Here is a 16,809-nt window from a genome sequence, read left to right as displayed (position 1 = left end):
TTTTAAATATAATAAATTATGGCGAAGATAAAAGGAGCTGTTGTTGTAAACACAGAGCGATGCAAAGGATGTAACCTCTGCGTAGTAGCCTGCCCGTCGGATGTTCTCGAATTGCACCCGCGTGAAGTAAACAACAAGGGATACCATTATGTGTACATGAAAAACCCCGATGACTGCATCGGTTGTGCAAGCTGCGGGTTGGTTTGTCCGGACGGTTGTTTGACCATCTACAAGAAGAGAATTGACAATTGACAATGCACAATTGACAATTTAACAAACAGAAAAAGGAATCAGAATATTAATCACAAAACAAAATTGTCAATTGTCAATTGACAATTAAATATAAGGTATGGCAGAAGAAGTAAAATTAATGAAGGGTAACGAAGCCATCGCCCATGCGGCTATCCGCTACGGTGTGGACGGTTACTTCGGCTACCCGATCACTCCGCAGTCGGAGATACTCGAAACCCTGATGGCCGAAATGCCGTGGGAAACAACCGGAATGGTCGTGCTACAGGCTGAAAGTGAAGTGGCAGCCATCAATATGGTATATGGAGGTGCAGGTACGGGCAAACGTGTGATGACCTCCTCGTCCAGCCCCGGTGTCAGTCTGAAACAAGAAGGTATATCTTATATCGCAGGAGCCGAACTGCCCTGTCTGATCGTGAACGTGATGCGTGGCGGTCCCGGCCTGGGGACAATCCAGCCCAGCCAGGCAGACTATTTCCAGACCGTCAAAGGCGGCGGACATGGCGACTACCGCCTGATCACGCTCGCTCCCTCTTCCGTACAGGAAATGGCGGACTTTGTCGGACTGGGTTTCGAACTCGCTTTCAAATACAGTAATCCGGCCATTATTCTGGCAGACGGCATCATCGGGCAGATGATGGAAAAAGTGGTATTGCCTCCTTTCCATACACGCCGTACAGAGGAAGAAATCATAGCCGAATGCCCGTGGGCCACACAGGGAAAGACAGCCGGCCGTAAACCGAATGTCATTACTTCACTGGAGCTGGACCCGGCAAAGATGGAGGAAAACAACATCCGCTTCCAAGCTAAATATCGGAAGATCGAAGAAAATGAAGTCCGCTACGAAGAGTTCCAGTGCGAAGATGCCGAATATCTGCTGATCGCTTTCGGTTCTTCTGCCCGTATCTGCCAGAAGGTGGTGGAAATAGCACGTGCGGAAGGCATCAAGCTCGGCTTGCTCCGTCCCATCACTTTGTGGCCGTTCCCGACAAAAGCGATCGCCGCTTATGCCGAGAAAGTAAAGGGCATGCTTTCCGTCGAACTGAACGCCGGACAGATGGTCGAAGACGTACGTCTGGCCGTAAACGGCAAAGTAAAGGTTGAACATTTCGGCCGTCTCGGAGGTATCGTGTTCACGCCGGATGAAGTGCTGAATGCGCTGAAAAAGAATTTTGAATTATGATTGATTTGTAATACATAATTCATAAATCATAAATTAACAACGATGATTCGCGGAAGTAAAATTGATACGATATTGACCTGGTTATTCATGGTTTTGGCAGTGGCAGCAGTTGTTTGCTACTTCGCCTTCCCTGAAAACCGGCTGCCATTCCTGTATTGCGGTGGCGCGGCGATCTGTTTCCGCTTGGTTCAATATCTGATGAGATTTATAAGTTAATAATGTGGCAATGTGCCAATCAGACAATGTGCCAATCCATATTGTTGTTGACGCATTCCTTAACTGGCACATTGGCAAATTACCACATTATTAATATAAGCACATTGAAAAATTATTCATAGTATGGAAATTAACGAAATAATAAAACCGGAAAACCTGGTATATGGAAAACCCAGGTTGATGAATGAAAATCCCATGCACTACTGTCCCGGTTGCAGCCACGGCGTGATACACAAGCTGATTGCCGAAGTGATCGCCGAAATGGGGATGGAAGATAAAACGATCGGCATCTCTCCCGTCGGATGCGCCGTTTTTGCCTATAACTATCTGGATATCGACTGGATCGAAGCGGCCCACGGACGTGCGCCTGCCATCGCGACAGCCGTCAAGCGACTGAATCCGGGCAAGATGGTGTTCACGTACCAGGGCGACGGCGACTTGGCTGCCATCGGTACCGCCGAAACAATCCATGCTGCCAACCGTGGAGAAAATATCGTGATCGTATTTGTCAACAATGCCATCTATGGTATGACAGGCGGTCAGATGGCCCCTACCACACTGGAAGGAATGCCGACTGCAACCTGTCCGTATGGCCGTAATATCGCCCTAAACGGTTATCCTTTGAAGATCGGCGACCTGCTTGCACAACTGGAAGGGACCTGCCTGGTCACCCGCCAGAGCGTACAGACCGCGGCAGCCGTCCGCAAGGCTAAAAAGATGCTTCGCAAGGCATTCGAAAACTCGATGGCCGGCAAAGGCACTTCGATTGTCGAATTCGTTTCCACCTGCTCGTCCGGTTGGAAAATGACACCTGAGAAAGCTAACAAATGGATGGAAGAGAATATGTTTCCGTTCTATCCGTTAGGAGATCTCAAGAATAAGGAATAATAAGTAATTATTAATTTTTGAAGCAATGAAGCAAGAAATTATAATAGCAGGTTTCGGTGGACAAGGGGTTTTGTCAATGGGTAAGATCCTGGCTTATTCCGGCCTGATGGAAGGAAAGGAAGTCAGTTGGATGCCTTCTTACGGCCCAGAACAACGGGGCGGCACAGCCAACGTAACCGTCATCCTGAGCGACGACCGCATCAGCTCTCCCGTATTGAACGAATATGACATTGCCATCATCCTGAACCAACCTTCGATGGAGAAGTTCGAAAACAAAGTGAAAAAAGGCGGTATCATTATTTATGACGGATACGGAATCCATACACCGGTGAAACGGACCGATGTCAGTGTATATCGTGTGGATGCGATGGACGCGGCTACCGAGATGAAAAACGAGAAAGCATTCAATATGCTGATCCTCGGCGGACTACTGAAAATCGTTCCGATGGTGAAACTGGAAAACGTTTTGTTAGGCTTAAAGAAATCCCTGCCCGAACGCCACCACAAGCTCATCCCGATGAACGAGGCGGCTATCAAGAAAGGTATGGAGATTATAACCAATGTGCAAACGTGCCATTAAGGTGCTTAGCTAAATGTGCCAATATGCCAATAAAAATATAACTAATATTAATTGGCATATTGGCACATTGTTCATATTGGTACATTATCACTATCTTTGCCCCTCATGAAGCATAGCCTATACATATTATTACTCTTGATAATATCCGCTTCGGCCCTGCATGCACAACGCCGACCAGGTGGAGACCGGAAAGGATTCTCACTCGGAAACCTATCCAAAGCCAATCAGGAAGTCCCTGACAGCCTGCTGATTCCAGACAGCGCAGCAATAAGCAACAGACGTATCACGGCCTATCGGCTAACCCCTCTGTTGGGCGATCCTTATATTGCCCCGTTGGACACGCATAAATTGAATTTCGCCAACAGCACGCTGGTGGAATCCGAATCGCTGGCAGTCGGCTACCTGGCCAATACAGGGTCACCGGCACAAACCCGCATCTTTTCCGAACGTAAGGAACCACGGGATTTCCTGTTTGCCGACGCTTACGATTATTATATCACGGACCCTCAGAACGCACAGTACTACAACACGAAAATCCCTTATACAAACGTGATGTACACGACTATGGGGGGAAGTGAAAGCAAAAACGAACGGCTGAAAGGCACGCTGACCATGAACTTCGGTCCGAAGATCAACGTAGGTGGCGACCTGGACTATATCTACAGCCGCGGATATTACAAGAATAACGGTAATAAGCTGTTAAGCTACCGCCTTTTCGGCAGTTACAAGTCGGATCGCTACGAAGCGCACGCTTACTTGAGCAACTTCAACTTCATCAATTACGAAAACGGAGGCTTGGCCAACGACTCGGTTATCACCAACCCGGACCAATATTTTGCCGGCGAGAGAAACCAGGACGACCCCAAGGCATTCAATACACGCTATCCGGTCAAGGCATGGAACCGGGTACGTGGCAAACAGTATTTCCTCAGCCACCATTATAACCTCGGATTCGAGCGCGAACTGGAAGGGGAAGTGGACACGCTGGGAAATCCCGTGAAAGTATTTATACCCGTATCCAGTATCATTCATACACTGGAATATCAGGACAACCGCCGCCGTTTCCGATCGGAAGCAAACGAGAACCTGAATGAATGTTATCTGACCCCGGATGGATACCCGCGTGTATTCGGTTTGGAAAACGGCACGGGTGTCGACGACCGCACTTCCTACTGGAATCTGCGCAATACGTTCGGTCTTTCCCTCCGCGAAGGTTTTCAAGACTGGGCCAAGTTCGGCATCACTGCCTTTGCCACTTTCGACAAGCGCAAATTCCAGTTGCCGGCCCAGATACCGGGATTGTCTTACGACCCCGAATATGGAAGCGGGTTAAACGCTTCTCCCTCCACCATCGAATTTCCGATTACACAAGTGTATGACGAATTCTCGACATATATCGGAGCCGAAATCTCCAAACGCCGGGGAAACATTCTGACTTACAATGCCCGTGGAGAACTTTGTGTCGTAGGCGACGATATCGGGGAATTTCGGGCCACGGGAAACCTGCAAACCAAATTCAAGCTATTAAAAAAAGATGCGACGATCAGTGCGGAAGGATACATCAAGAATGTCACTCCTTCCTTCTATATGCGTCACTTCCATTCCCGCTATTTCTGGTGGGATAACCGGGATATGAACATGATCCAGCAAATCTATGCCGGAGTCAAGATCAACCTGGAGTCCACACGGACACAGTTGTCTGCCGGGGTCGAAAGCATACAGAACTATGTATTCTTCAACAAACAAGGAATGCCGGAACAGAAAAGCGGGAATCTGCAAGTGATAAACGCCCGCATCAAACAAGATGTCATGTACCGCGCTTTCGGATGGGAAAACGAAGTGGCCTACCAGCTGAGCAGTGACAAAAGCGTACTGCCTTTGCCTCAAATCAGCCTGTATACCAATATGTATCTGAAATTCAAGGTAGCAAAGGTGCTGATGGTGCAATTGGGAGCCAATATGTATTATAACACTTCTTACTACGCCCCGTATTACGAACCGGCCACACAGCAGTTCCAGGTACAGGACGAAGTGAAAGTCGGCAATTTCCCGCTTGTCAATGCCTACGTCAACTTCCACCTGAAACAGGCTCGTTTCTTTGTGATGGGTTATAACCTGGGTTCCAAGTTCGTCAATCCGAACTATTTCTCGCTGGCGCACTATCCGCTGGATCCGTTCGTCCTGAAAATGGGCGTGGCTGTCACATTCAACAACTGATCTTATGAAATCGAGGAAACTGATAGGAGTCTACACCGGGCTGCTGATAATCGCCGTAGCAACCATGATCATGTTATGGCGCCTGAAAACCATGCCGAAGGCTGAAGTCTTCCCACGCGATTATCCGGAGATCAAAGAAGAAGGAATCCTGCGGCTGGTGACCGAATACAATCAATCGGGGTATTATGTGGCAGGTGACACGATAGAAGGTTTCCAATATGAACTGAGCCAGGCTATCGCCCAATTATCAGGTCTGGAAATACAGATATTTTTGGAGATGAGCCTGGCCGAAAGCTTCGATATGCTTGAAGAGAACAATTGCGATGCCGTTGCCCGCAATATCCCGATCACCAGCGAGATCAAAGAGAAATATCTGTTCACCGAACCGATCGTCCTCGACAAGCAAGTCCTGATACAACGGACGGAAGCGGCCAATAACGGGCTCAAGCCCATCCGCAACCAACTCGATCTGGCCGGTAAGACCCTATATATCCCAAAAGATTCTCCCGCCCAGCTCAGGCTACAAAACTTAGGACATGAGATCGGCGATACGATCTACGTGATAGAAGACGAATTATACTCCGGGGAACAGCTTGCCATCATGGTTGCCAAAGGAGATATCGATTATGCCGTTTGCGACCAGCAGACGGCTGCCCTTTCCCAAAAGCAACTCCCGGAAATAGATATCAAAACAGACATAAGTTTCACGCAACTCCAATCCTGGGCAGTCCGCAAAGATTCCCCTATCCTGCTCGACAGCCTGAACAGCTGGCTGGAACAGATACGCAAGAACGGTACATTCGACAAGATATACAAGAAATATTATAAATAATGCATCACTTTATCCCTCATGCGACGGCAGCACGAAGGAGAAAGTCGAACCGACCCCTAATTCGGATTCCACGTGCATGGAACCACCCATTTTCGTAACCAGCCCTTGGCAGATGGCAAGCCCCAAACCGATACCTTCCACATAATCGTTCACCTTAACGAAGCGTGTGAAAAGGCTCTCCAGTTTATCTTTTGCAATGCCGGTTCCCGTATCCTTCACATAAAATTTCAGACATTTATCCGGCAGGCAGGTATATCCCAGCGTGATACTTCCCTGCTTGGTATTCTTAATCGCATTATTCGCCAGATTATTGATCAATTGCAACAGACGGATACTATCGGCTCCGAAACAGCACGTGCAGCTACCTTTTTCCAAAAACAACTGCACTCCTTCGGGCATACGGAGTTTGATAGAGGCGAATATCGTATCCATCAGTCCGTTTATATCGACCGGTTCATAACTGATCCTGATAGCGTCGGCTTCGATCTTGGACAGGTCGAGAATATCGTTTATCAGTTGCATCAGCAGCAGGTTATTGGTCTTGATGATCTCATAATATTCCCTACGCTCCTCATCCGAATCGGCAAAAGCCATCAATTCGGAAAAACCGGTGATCGCATTCAGCGGGGTGCGGATCTCATGGCTCATATCCGCCAGATACTTGGACTTCATCTTATCGGCAAGCTCCGCCTTGTGCTTGGCTTCTTCCAGATTCAGCTCCTGCCCTTTGCGTTCCTGTATGTTGATCGTACATCCCAGGATCACAAGCACCCTTCCCCGTTCATCCCGTTCGTAGACGGTTGCCGACGATTCACGCCAGTGGTAATGATCCATTCCCGGGTATTTCACACGCAACTCGATTTTCATTTCCGATATCTCTCCCGAACATAATTTCCGAAAAGCCTCATCGTGTCTCTCCCTGTCGTCAGGATGAACCCGCGCGGCAAAACGAGGCCATGAAATATCGACCAGCTCGTCTTCTTTACCCGGCAACCAGTTATTTACCTGGACAACCGAATCATCATAATTCCGTTTGCTGTCAGGATTCACGAATATGGAACAGAGACGGATATCATTGGAATGCAGGGCCATCTTAGTAAGTACCTGCGAACGTCTCAAGGTATTCTCCATCTTGTTGCGGACCGTGACGTCACGCCACAAAGCCAGCAAAAGGGGTTTGCCATTGCTCAAGGCAATCGGGAATTTCGTGACTTCGATATCCTTCGGGATGCCATACGCATCAGAAATCTTCCCGCTAAATTCAATAGTCCTACCCGTCTCCATGACATCACGATCCAGCCCTAAACGCTCTTCTGCAGGCATGATCGCATCAAAACTCAGTTCGAAATCATTGTGACCCTCAACTTCTTCCGTACCGATACCGGTTATTTCTTCCATGAAGCGGTTCCAATACAGATACCTGAAACCATCTTCTGCATCTTTTACAAAAACGCCTAACGGTAGTTTATCCAAAATCGTATTGATCAATCCATGTAATGAATCTTGCTTTTGTGAGATTGGCCGGATGTCCTTCCCGCCATAAATGCCGCCCATATAAACAAAATGCTTTAAAACGCTAATTTGGGTATAAAGATATTTATTTTTATCACAATCTTCCCCGGAAAATATCACAAAAATCAATCTTCCCTTGAAAAAATAACTCTTTTGAAAGAAGAGCTGCGTTCTATATAACAAATATTGCCAAATATTATCTACCTTTACCGGGAATTTAATGATGAAAGATGAGATTTGACGAATTGGACTTAGAAGAGGCCGTATTGGACGGCCTTGACGCAATGAATTTTCTGGAGACAACTCCAGTACAGGAACTGACGATTCCGGTCATTTTGGAAGGGAAAGATATTATTGCCTGTGCACAGACAGGGACAGGAAAGACTGCGGCTTATGTGTTGCCGGTGATCAATGAACTCAGCAAAGGATTACATCCGGCCAATGCCATCAATGCTATCATCATGGCTCCCACACGCGAATTGGCCCAACAGATCGACCAGCAGATCGAAGGTTTCACCTATTTTGTCCCGGTTTCCGCCGTTGCCGTCTACGGAGGCACGGACGGTATTGCCTGGGAACAGCAAAAGCGAGGGATGGAAATGGGGGCCGATATCGTGATCGCTACCCCCGGACGTCTGTTGTCGCATATCAAACTGGGCACTGTCGATCTGTCGCAAGTATCCTTCTTCGTCCTGGATGAAGCGGACCGGATGCTCGATATGGGATTTTATGACGATATCATGCAGGTCTATAAACTACTGCCGGCAACCTGCCAGACCATCATGTTCTCCGCCACAATGCCTCCCAAGATCCGGACACTGGCCCAAACGATCCTGAAAAACCCGGAAGAAGTCAAGATAGCCATCTCCCGTCCACCCGAAACAATCATGCAAACGGCCTATGTCTGCTATGACATGCAGAAACTGCGCATATTGGAAGACTTGTTCTCAAAGAGCCGTCCGCAGCGTGTCATCATTTTTTCGTCCTCGAAAATGAAAGTAAAAGAGCTGGCATCCACTCTCAAACGGATGAAGTTCAACGTCGCAGCCATGCATTCTGACCTTGAGCAGTCACAGCGTGAAGAGGTGATGAAAGAGTTCAAGAACGGACGTATAGACATCCTCGTCGCCACTGACGTCGTCTCGCGCGGTATCGATATCAACGACATCAAGCTGGTTATCAATTTCGACATTCCCCACGACCCGGAAGACTATGTGCACCGCATCGGCCGTACCGCCCGCGGAACAAACGGCGAAGGGCTGGCCATCACTTTCATTTCAACCGAAGAACAATTCCAATTCAAACGCATCGAAGAATTCCTGGATAAGGAAATCTATAAAATACCGGTCGATCCCAAATTCGGCGAAACACCTTTATACGAGCCCGAAAAATACTCCAACATGCGTCGTGGCAGAGGACGCCCCCGCAAAGACGGCGGAAAAGGGAAAAGCGACAACCGCTCCGGCAGCGGCAACAACCAACGCCGCAGAGGAAGACTGAGGAAGGAAGCATAGGCTAACGTTTATAAATATGTCGACCGGCATTTATACAAATGCCGGTCGACGATTATAAGTGCATAGCGTTGCAAAATATAGAAAACAGAGATTCGAATCCAATATAAAAAACGCAGACCAGGCCGGGCCCGATCTGCGTTTTTATCAATATCGAGAATCCCCTAACTTATCCGTTCATCGAAGCCAGGAACTCCATATTATCGAATGTCTGTTCCATGCGCTTCTTGACAAATTCCATAGCCTCCATAGAGTTCATATCGGCCAGGTACTTACGCAGGATCCACATACGGTTCACGGTGTTTTCATCCTGCAACAGGTCGTCGCGGCGCGTGCTGGACGCTGTGATATCGACAGCCGGATAAACACGTTTGTTTGCCAGCTTGCGATCCAACTGCAACTCCATATTACCCGTACCTTTGAATTCTTCAAAGATCACATCGTCCATCTTCGAACCGGTTTCAGTCAATGCCGTTGCCAGGATCGTCAGGCTGCCGCCGTTTTCGATGTTACGGGCAGCCCCGAAGAAACGTTTCGGTTTCTGCAATGCGTTCGCATCCACACCACCGGAGAGCACTTTACCGGAAGCCGGCTGAACCGTATTGTAAGCACGAGCCAGACGTGTGATAGAGTCTAACAGGATCACGACATCATGTCCACATTCCACCATACGTTTAGCCTTATTCAATACGATTTCGGCAATTTTCACATGGCGTTCAGCCGGTTCATCGAAAGTAGAAGCAATCACTTCGGCATCTACGCTACGGGCCATATCGGTCACCTCCTCAGGACGTTCGTCGATCAGCAGGATAATCATATACACTTCAGGATGGTTGGCTGCGATCGCATTGGCGATATCCTTCAACAGCATCGTCTTACCGGTCTTCGGCTGTGCCACGATCAGACCACGCTGTCCCTTGCCGATCGGCGAGAACAGATCTACTACACGTACGGCGATATTATCATATACTTTCGAAGACTTGCGGGCCGTCAACATGAATTTTTCGTCCGGGAAAAGCGGAGTCAGATGATCGAAAGGAACACGGTCACGGACTTCTTCAGGCGTACGGCCGTTGATCTTGTCCACTTTGACAAGCGGGAAATATTTTTCACCTTCCTTCGGAGGACGGATAGCCCCCTCCACCACGTCGCCGGTCTTCAGGCCGAACAGCTTGATCTGCGACTGCGATACGTAAATATCATCCGGGGAAGTCAGGTAGTTATAATCGGAAGAACGCAAGAAACCATATCCGTCAGGCATCATTTCTAGCACACCGACACCTGTCAGTATACCGTCAAACTCATACTGTTTTTCCTGCACAGCATTGTTATTATTGTTGTTGCGCTGGTTGTTATGATTATTCTGGTTGTTCTGTCTGTTGTTATTCTGGCGAGGATTGTTCTGCTGCTGGGCGGCTGCAGGTTGTTCTTCCCGCGCTTTCGGTTCCGGTTTTGCAGGTGTGGAAGAGAATGGGAAAAGTTGATCGAGAACTGATTTGGTGTCCGGATGGCGGAATACCACACGTTTAGGTTCGTCTGATGGAGTCGAAGCGGCAGGAGTTTCCACGACAGCCGGTTCTTCCGTTACTTCGGGAGCGATTTCGGCCGGAAGCTCTCCGTTATCCGATTCCACGACAACAGGAGGAAGCAACGGTTTCTCTACAGGTTTGTCAGTCTTCTTAACCACTTTCTTTGCTGCCGGTTTTACCGTTTCGGCAGGGACGTCGGCCGTAGCATCAGCTACCTGGACAAGAGTTTCGGATACAGGAGCATTGGCTGAAACCGGACTTTTGGAAACGGCTGCTTCTTCGTTTTTCTGGACAGGAACAACAGCCGCGGCCACTTTTTCTTTCTTGTCAATACGAGTCCGTCTTTTACGTTCGGGCTGTTCCGGAGCTTCCGGAGCGACCTCTTCTACCGAAGCTTCAACGGGTGTGGCGGGAGCAGCGACTTTCGTTTTGGCATCAGCTTTTGCGCCTTTCGGAGCCGCAGCTTTTGTTTTCTTAGCCTTAGTCTGCCTTTCTGCTTTCTTTGCTTCCTTTTCTTTCTCCTTTTCAGCCTGGATGCCGGCGTATGAAATGGCCTGTTCGTCAAGAATTCTGTATACAAGCTCCTCTTTCTTAAGGGAACTTACTTTTTTAATACCTAACTCTTCCGCTATACTTTGCAACTCAGGAAGGAGTTTTTCATTTAGTTCTAGAATGTTATATTTTTGCATAATGCGAAGTGAATAATAAAAACGACGTACTTACACGACCGGACACGGCACGCGTACAACGCAATCATTGTATCTTTTATAATTTGATAATTAATAATTTCATGTGAAAACCGGATTGTTGAGCTAATTTGAATCATTAGTAACACATCTGCGGAGTAAATCTTTGCAAATGTAATAATATTTTCAGTTACTCTCGCTTTTTGTCGGAAAAAAATTCACAACTAACACACTTTTAGTTGTTTTGTCCAGGCAAAAACGATTATCGGAACGTTCTCCTACAATCCAGATAACAGCGCCTCCGCTGCATAAAAGCCACGTCCGTTCCTTATCTAAACGGCTGAATTTATGATCCGAGAAATAATCGCTTAATTTCTTCCGCCCTTTCATGCCAAAAGGAATAAACCAATCTCCTTCTTTCCATGTACGCAGGGTAAGCGGAAAAGTCAGTTTGTCGTAATCGAAATAAGCGATATTTTTATCTTTCCGGATATGGAAATCTTCCTTAATAACAATCTTCTCGAAAGAAAGTTCGACAGGACCGGACCAAACTTTCTCGCCACCGGTCAGTGTATATTCACGGACCTCTTCTTTTACAAGGGGAGATAACAATAAATAGTCCCGATCTTTTATCAACCGGTGCGTAGAAGAGAAAAAGGTTTTGCCCGATTCTTTCGTCAGGGACAAATAAACATCCTCCGCCACCGGACGAGTAAAGCCATAGGTTTTGAGTAACTCGTATAAAATAGCATCGGGCGACGGGTAACGCATCAAGGCGGCAATCGAAAGGCGGTCCCCTTGCTCGACCACGGCATTCCTCGCCTCTTCCACCACATGCAGATAAACGGCTTCGGCTGCCGACAGATGTTCGGACGTACGGGCGATCGCATCCTTCACGGAAGGATTGATTTCCTCCAGAAGCGGAAGGACACGCAGGCGGATAAAATTGCGCGTATAAGCATCGGAAAGGTTGGTACTGTCGGTCACATACGTCAAACCGCGTCCGGCAAGCCACTCCAAGATATCCTCACGGCTCACGGCAAGCAAAGGGCGCACCACGAAACCGTTCCTCGGACGAATCCCGCTCATTCCCCTGATGCCGGTCCCACGTACCAGATTCATCAAAAGCGTTTCCACACTGTCGTCACGATGATGAGCCACAGCGACAGCCTGCGCCCCGGTTGCAGCCCGTTGCTCTTCGAACCAGCCATAGCGCAACTCGCGGGCAGCCATTTCAATGGAGAGATGCCGGTCGGCTGCATATTTTCGGGTATCGAAGTCCGTCATCAGGAAAGGGACATCCAGTTTTCGGGCATACTCCCTTACAAACTGTTCGTCACGCAGGGATTCGTCTCCCCGCAAATGAAAATTACAATGCGCCGCAATACAGGAATAGCCCGACTCCACCAAAATGGTGAGTAGGGCTATTGAATCTGCTCCGCCACTTACACCGACCAGAACCAGACGGTTTTCCGTAAGCAACCGATATTTCTCTATATATGCACGGACAACGTCGCGCATCCGATTATTCTTCTATGCCTGCCAATTCAGGGTCGATCATGATACGACCACAGTATTCGCAAACGATCACTTTCTTACGCAACTTGATATCCAACTGTTTCTGGGGCGGAATCTTGTTGAAACAACCACCGCAGGCACCACGCTGTACATATACGACAGCCAAGCCGTTACGTGCCCCCTTGCGGATACGTTTGAAAGCAGTCAAGAGGCGCGGTTCGATATTCGCCTCCAGTTTCTTTGCTTTTTCGCGCAGTTTCTCTTCGTCCTGCTTGGTTTCGGAAATGATCTGTTCCAGTTCACCCTGCTTTTGAACCAAATCAGCCTTACGGCCTTCCAGTCTTTCGGACAGTTCGGCGATCTCTTCCTTCTTACGGTTGATCGCTTCACCGAATTCACGAATCTTCTTTTCAGAGAACTCGATTTCAAGTCCCTGAAATTCTATTTCTTTTGACAAGTTGTCGAACTCACGGTTGTTACGCACGTTATCCAACTGCGCTTTATATTTTTCAATCAGACCGGTTGACTCCGTAATCTTATGTTTCTGTTCTACAACAGCATTCTCAAAATCTTTAATTTCTGACTGATAGTTCTGAAGACGTGTTTCCAGACCAGCGATCTCATCTTCCAAGTCCTGTACTTCCAAGGGAAGTTCGCCGCGAAGTGTCTTGATCTTATCAATTTCAGTCATCATCGTCTGAAGCTGATACAGCGTAGAAAGCTTTTCTTCAACTGTAATCTCTTTTTCAGCTGATTGTTTATCTGTAGCCATTCTATAAATATTTTACCGGGTTTGAATTAACATTCGAAAAATGTACCGCAAAGGTAGGGAATTTTTTCGATATTATGTTATAAAAGATATCTTTTGTACAGACTTCACTTTCATAATGACCAATAACCGCCAGCAGAATCCGGTCTTCCACATCGTAAAAGTCATTATATTTAGCCTCCCCCGTAATGAAAACGTCCGCACCGTAACTGATTGCGTCTTTGATCAGGAAAGCGCCGCTCCCCCCGCATAAAGCGACTTCGCGTATCGGCTTGCCGGTCAGGGCGGAATGCTTCACGCACCCCACCTGGAACAGTTCCTTGATCCGTTGCAGGAAGCCCAATTCACTCTCTTCTTCGGGCAACTCTCCCACTACCCCCGAACCGACCTGGTTCCAGGCATTATCCAAAGGATAGAAATCGAATACCGGTTCTTCATAAGGATGGACGGAAAGCAACGCACGCGTCACCGTCGACTTACGGAAAGCGGGCAATATCGTTTCGATACGGATTTCCGACTCCACATGCAACTCGCCTATTTCGCCACAGAACGGGTTCGTCCCTTCGCCGGCACGGAAAGTCCCGCTCCCCGGCAGGCTGAAGCTACAAGAATCATAGTCGCCTATCGCTCCGGCTCCCGCATTGAACAAGGTCGTCCTCACCAAATCGGCATAGGCCTCCGGCACGAAAGTGACCAGCTTCAGCAAAGCTCCTTTCTGGGGGCTCAGGACACGGACATTTTCCAGCCCGATCAGTTCCGCCAGACGGAAGTTCACGCCTCCCGCCGCATTATCGAGATTGGTATGGGCGGCATAGATCACCAAGTCATACTTGCAGGCCTTCATCATGCACCGCTCGATATAGGTCGAACCGGTCAGGGATTTGAAGGCTTTAAAGGCCAAAGGATGATGAGAGACAATCAGATTACACCCCATCTCTATCGCCTCGTCCACCACCTCTTCGGTGACGTCGAGGCAAAGAAGCGCACCGGTAGCCGGCTGATTCACATCGCCTACCTGCACACCTGCATTGTCAAAGCTCTCCTGCAATGGCAACGGAGCGTATTGTTCGATTTCTTTCAGTATATCCTTAACCCTTAACATAATCAATAATTTATAAATAAATCAATTTGCCAATAGGCCAGTGAACCATTCACCAGCATACCGGCAAATCGACCTATCGGTATATTACTCCTTAATATCTACTTTCAGGCATAATTCTTCCAACTGCGAATCATCCAGTTGTCCGGGCGCATCCAGCATGACATCGCGACCGGAGTTGTTTTTCGGGAACGCGATACAGTCACGGATAGAATCGAGGCCGGCAAACAAAGAGACCCAACGGTCCAGACCGTAAGCCAGACCACCGTGAGGAGGCGCACCATATTTGAAGGCATTCATCAGGAAGCCGAAACGCTCCTGTGCCTTTTCTTCGGTGAAGCCCAGCAACTGGAACATCTTATCCTGCAACTTGCTGTCGTGAATACGGATGGAACCGCCACCCACTTCGACACCATTGATCACCATGTCGTATGCATTCGCACGGACGGCTCCCGTATCGCTGTCCAGCAAAGGAATATCTTCGGGTTTGGGAGAAGTAAACGGATGGTGCATTGCATAGAAGCGCTGGTCTTCTTCGCTCCACTCGAACAGCGGGAAGTCGATCACCCACAGGCAGGCGAACTTGTTCTTGTCACGCAAGCCCAACTGACCGGCCACTTCCAGACGCAATTCGCAAAGTTGCTTGCGCGTCTTCATCGCATCGTCGCCGGAAAGGATCAGAATCAGGTCGCCCGGTTTTGCACCGAAGGCCTCTTTCATCTGCTGCAATACTTCCTGGGTATAGAATTTATCCACGCTCGACTTCACATTGCCGTCTGCCTCCACACGGGCATATACCATGCCCTTTGCACCGATCTGCGGACGTTTCACAAACTCGGTCAGCGCATCCAGCTGCTTGCGCGTATAAGAAGCCGCCCCTTCCGCACAGATACCGCCGACATAAGCAGCATTATCGAATACGGAGAAACCGTGTCCCTTCATGATGTCCATCAGTTCGACGAACTTCATATCGAAACGCAGGTCCGGCTTGTCGCTTCCATAATATTTCATGGCATCGTACCAACTGATACGCGGGAAAGCTTCTTTTATATCGATGCCCCGGATCACCTTGAACAGATGCTTGGCCATTCCTTCGAAAATGTTCAGCACGTCTTCCTGTTCCACAAAGCTCATTTCGCAGTCGATCTGTGTAAATTCGGGCTGGCGGTCCGCACGCAGGTCTTCGTCACGGAAACATTTCACGATCTGGAAATAACGGTCGAAACCGGAAACCATCAACAACTGCTTCAACGTCTGCGGAGACTGAGGCAAAGCGTAGAACTGTCCGGGATTCATACGGGAAGGCACGACAAAGTCACGCGCCCCTTCAGGCGTCGAGTTTACCAGCACCGGAGTTTCGACTTCCAGGAATCCTTGCTTATCCAGATAGTTACGCACCTCGAAAGCCATACGATGACGCAGTTCCAGGTTCTTGCGGACGGCGTTGCGGCGCAAATCCAGATAACGGTATTTCATACGCAGGTCGTCCCCCCCGTCCGTATCGTCTTCAATCGTGAAAGGAGGAGTCACGGCAGCATTCAGGACATTCAGTTCCGAAACGATGATTTCGATCTCACCGGTAGGGATATTCGGATTTTTGCTGGAACGTTCGCGAACGGTTCCCGTCACCTGGATAACATATTCGCGTCCCAGCTTATTTGCTTTCTCACAAAGAGCGGCATCCACTTCCTGGTTAAACACCAATTGCGTAATACCGTAACGGTCGCGGATATCCACGAACGTCATGCCACCCATCTTACGGGTTTTCTGTACCCAGCCGGCCAGCGTAATCACCAAGCCTTCATCGGCGAGGCGCAGGTCGCCACATGTTCTTGTTCTATACATTATATAATATGGATTAAACTGTATATAATATGGATTAAACTGTTTTTCTTTTTTACGTGTGCAAAGATAATAATTTATAGGTCTCAAGAATATTTGAAATGGCATTTAAACGTTGAAAAACGGTTTCAAATTTTCTTGAAGCCATTTTTCAATGGTGAAACCCATCTCCATTTTT

14 protein-coding genes are annotated in these 16,809 nt (G+C 48.3%); 8 read left to right on the top strand and 6 right to left on the bottom strand.

What is annotated here, in order from left to right:
• The first annotated feature begins 18 nt into the window (after positions 1-18).
• The 7 genes from BHV83_RS16485 (at position 19) to BHV83_RS16455 (ending at position 6,165) form a co-directional block, all read left to right on the top strand.
• Positions 19-252 carry a 4Fe-4S dicluster domain-containing protein gene (locus tag BHV83_RS16485; protein ID WP_005635283.1) on the top strand — a complete coding sequence of 78 codons (234 nt, stop codon included), beginning with the start codon at positions 19-21 and terminating at the stop codon, positions 250-252.
• A 97-nt stretch (positions 253-349) separates the two neighbouring features.
• A complete protein-coding gene (locus BHV83_RS16480) occupies positions 350-1,432 on the top strand; it encodes a 3-methyl-2-oxobutanoate dehydrogenase subunit VorB (protein ID WP_005635285.1) in 1,083 nt (360 codons plus the stop codon).
• A gap of 42 nt (positions 1,433-1,474) precedes the next feature.
• Positions 1,475-1,648 (top strand): hypothetical protein, encoded by a 174-nt coding sequence (locus BHV83_RS16475; RefSeq protein WP_005647212.1) that lies wholly within the window; start codon positions 1,475-1,477, stop codon positions 1,646-1,648.
• A gap of 123 nt (positions 1,649-1,771) precedes the next feature.
• Positions 1,772-2,536 carry a thiamine pyrophosphate-dependent enzyme gene (locus BHV83_RS16470; protein WP_005635290.1) on the top strand — a complete coding sequence of 255 codons (765 nt, stop codon included), beginning with the start codon at positions 1,772-1,774 and terminating at the stop codon, positions 2,534-2,536.
• 25 nt (positions 2,537-2,561) lie between these two features.
• On the top strand, positions 2,562-3,116 hold the full coding sequence (locus BHV83_RS16465) for a 2-oxoacid:ferredoxin oxidoreductase subunit gamma family protein (RefSeq protein WP_005635292.1): 555 nt from the start codon (positions 2,562-2,564) through the stop codon (positions 3,114-3,116).
• 105 nt (positions 3,117-3,221) lie between these two features.
• The gene (locus BHV83_RS16460; protein WP_195565029.1) at positions 3,222-5,333 is read left to right on the top strand and encodes a putative porin; all 2,112 of its coding nucleotides are present in this window, start codon (positions 3,222-3,224) and stop codon (positions 5,331-5,333) included.
• 4 nt (positions 5,334-5,337) lie between these two features.
• Positions 5,338-6,165 carry a transporter substrate-binding domain-containing protein gene (locus BHV83_RS16455; protein WP_005647217.1) on the top strand — a complete coding sequence of 276 codons (828 nt, stop codon included), beginning with the start codon at positions 5,338-5,340 and terminating at the stop codon, positions 6,163-6,165.
• Between the two features lie 9 nt (positions 6,166-6,174).
• Here the strand turns inward: BHV83_RS16455 and BHV83_RS16450 are convergent, their stop codons facing one another.
• Entirely contained in the window at positions 6,175-7,719 is a 1,545-nt protein-coding gene (locus tag BHV83_RS16450; RefSeq protein WP_122116348.1) for a PAS domain-containing sensor histidine kinase, read from the bottom strand.
• A gap of 188 nt (positions 7,720-7,907) precedes the next feature.
• Between BHV83_RS16450 and BHV83_RS16445 the strand changes: the two genes are divergently transcribed.
• Positions 7,908-9,191 (top strand): DEAD/DEAH box helicase, encoded by a 1,284-nt coding sequence (locus BHV83_RS16445; RefSeq protein ID WP_005635300.1) that lies wholly within the window; start codon positions 7,908-7,910, stop codon positions 9,189-9,191.
• 166 nt (positions 9,192-9,357) lie between these two features.
• On the opposite strand, the gene rho is transcribed toward BHV83_RS16445, so the two are convergent.
• From rho to aspS, 5 genes are all read right to left on the bottom strand, one after another.
• Complete coding sequence (gene rho / locus BHV83_RS16440; RefSeq protein WP_224204622.1) at positions 9,358-11,406, bottom strand: transcription termination factor Rho; 2,049 nt, start codon at positions 11,404-11,406, stop codon at positions 9,358-9,360.
• A 183-nt stretch (positions 11,407-11,589) separates the two neighbouring features.
• Entirely contained in the window at positions 11,590-12,924 is a 1,335-nt protein-coding gene (gene tilS, locus BHV83_RS16435) for a tRNA lysidine(34) synthetase TilS (RefSeq protein WP_286757758.1), read from the bottom strand.
• A gap of 4 nt (positions 12,925-12,928) precedes the next feature.
• Positions 12,929-13,693 (bottom strand): zinc ribbon domain-containing protein, encoded by a 765-nt coding sequence (locus BHV83_RS16430; RefSeq protein ID WP_005635305.1) that lies wholly within the window; start codon positions 13,691-13,693, stop codon positions 12,929-12,931.
• A gap of 1 nt (position 13,694) precedes the next feature.
• Positions 13,695-14,792, bottom strand: a complete 1,098-nt coding sequence (locus tag BHV83_RS16425) for a Nif3-like dinuclear metal center hexameric protein (RefSeq protein ID WP_005647224.1) — start codon at positions 14,790-14,792, stop codon at positions 13,695-13,697.
• A gap of 84 nt (positions 14,793-14,876) precedes the next feature.
• The gene (gene aspS, locus BHV83_RS16420; protein WP_272070156.1) at positions 14,877-16,634 is read right to left on the bottom strand and encodes an aspartate--tRNA ligase; all 1,758 of its coding nucleotides are present in this window, start codon (positions 16,632-16,634) and stop codon (positions 14,877-14,879) included.
• Between the last annotated feature and the right edge of the window lie 175 nt (positions 16,635-16,809).

This window comes from Parabacteroides sp. merdae-related_45_40 (genome assembly GCF_001915675.1).
This window is presented reverse-complemented; position numbering and strand designations above follow the sequence as displayed.

Bases quoted from the DNA above. Each gene is read 5' to 3' on its own strand.
- BHV83_RS16430 (WP_005635305.1), bottom strand. From the start codon at position 13,693: ATGGCTACAGATAAACAATCAGCTGAAAAAGAGATTACAGTTGAAGAA.
- tilS (WP_286757758.1), bottom strand. From the start codon at position 12,924: ATGCGCGACGTTGTCCGTGCATATATAGAGAAATATCGGTTGCTTACG.
- BHV83_RS16485 (WP_005635283.1), top strand. From the start codon at position 19: ATGGCGAAGATAAAAGGAGCTGTTGTTGTAAACACAGAGCGATGCAAA.
- BHV83_RS16455 (WP_005647217.1), top strand. From the start codon at position 5,338: ATGAAATCGAGGAAACTGATAGGAGTCTACACCGGGCTGCTGATAATC.
- BHV83_RS16445 (WP_005635300.1), top strand. From the start codon at position 7,908: ATGAGATTTGACGAATTGGACTTAGAAGAGGCCGTATTGGACGGCCTT.
- BHV83_RS16460 (WP_195565029.1), top strand. From the start codon at position 3,222: ATGAAGCATAGCCTATACATATTATTACTCTTGATAATATCCGCTTCG.
- rho (WP_224204622.1), bottom strand. From the start codon at position 11,406: ATGCAAAAATATAACATTCTAGAACTAAATGAAAAACTCCTTCCTGAG.
- BHV83_RS16450 (WP_122116348.1), bottom strand. From the start codon at position 7,719: ATGGGCGGCATTTATGGCGGGAAGGACATCCGGCCAATCTCACAAAAG.
- BHV83_RS16475 (WP_005647212.1), top strand. From the start codon at position 1,475: ATGATTCGCGGAAGTAAAATTGATACGATATTGACCTGGTTATTCATG.
- BHV83_RS16425 (WP_005647224.1), bottom strand. From the start codon at position 14,792: ATGTTAAGGGTTAAGGATATACTGAAAGAAATCGAACAATACGCTCCG.
- aspS (WP_272070156.1), bottom strand. From the start codon at position 16,634: ATGTATAGAACAAGAACATGTGGCGACCTGCGCCTCGCCGATGAAGGC.
- BHV83_RS16470 (WP_005635290.1), top strand. From the start codon at position 1,772: ATGGAAATTAACGAAATAATAAAACCGGAAAACCTGGTATATGGAAAA.
- BHV83_RS16465 (WP_005635292.1), top strand. From the start codon at position 2,562: ATGAAGCAAGAAATTATAATAGCAGGTTTCGGTGGACAAGGGGTTTTG.
- BHV83_RS16480 (WP_005635285.1), top strand. From the start codon at position 350: ATGGCAGAAGAAGTAAAATTAATGAAGGGTAACGAAGCCATCGCCCAT.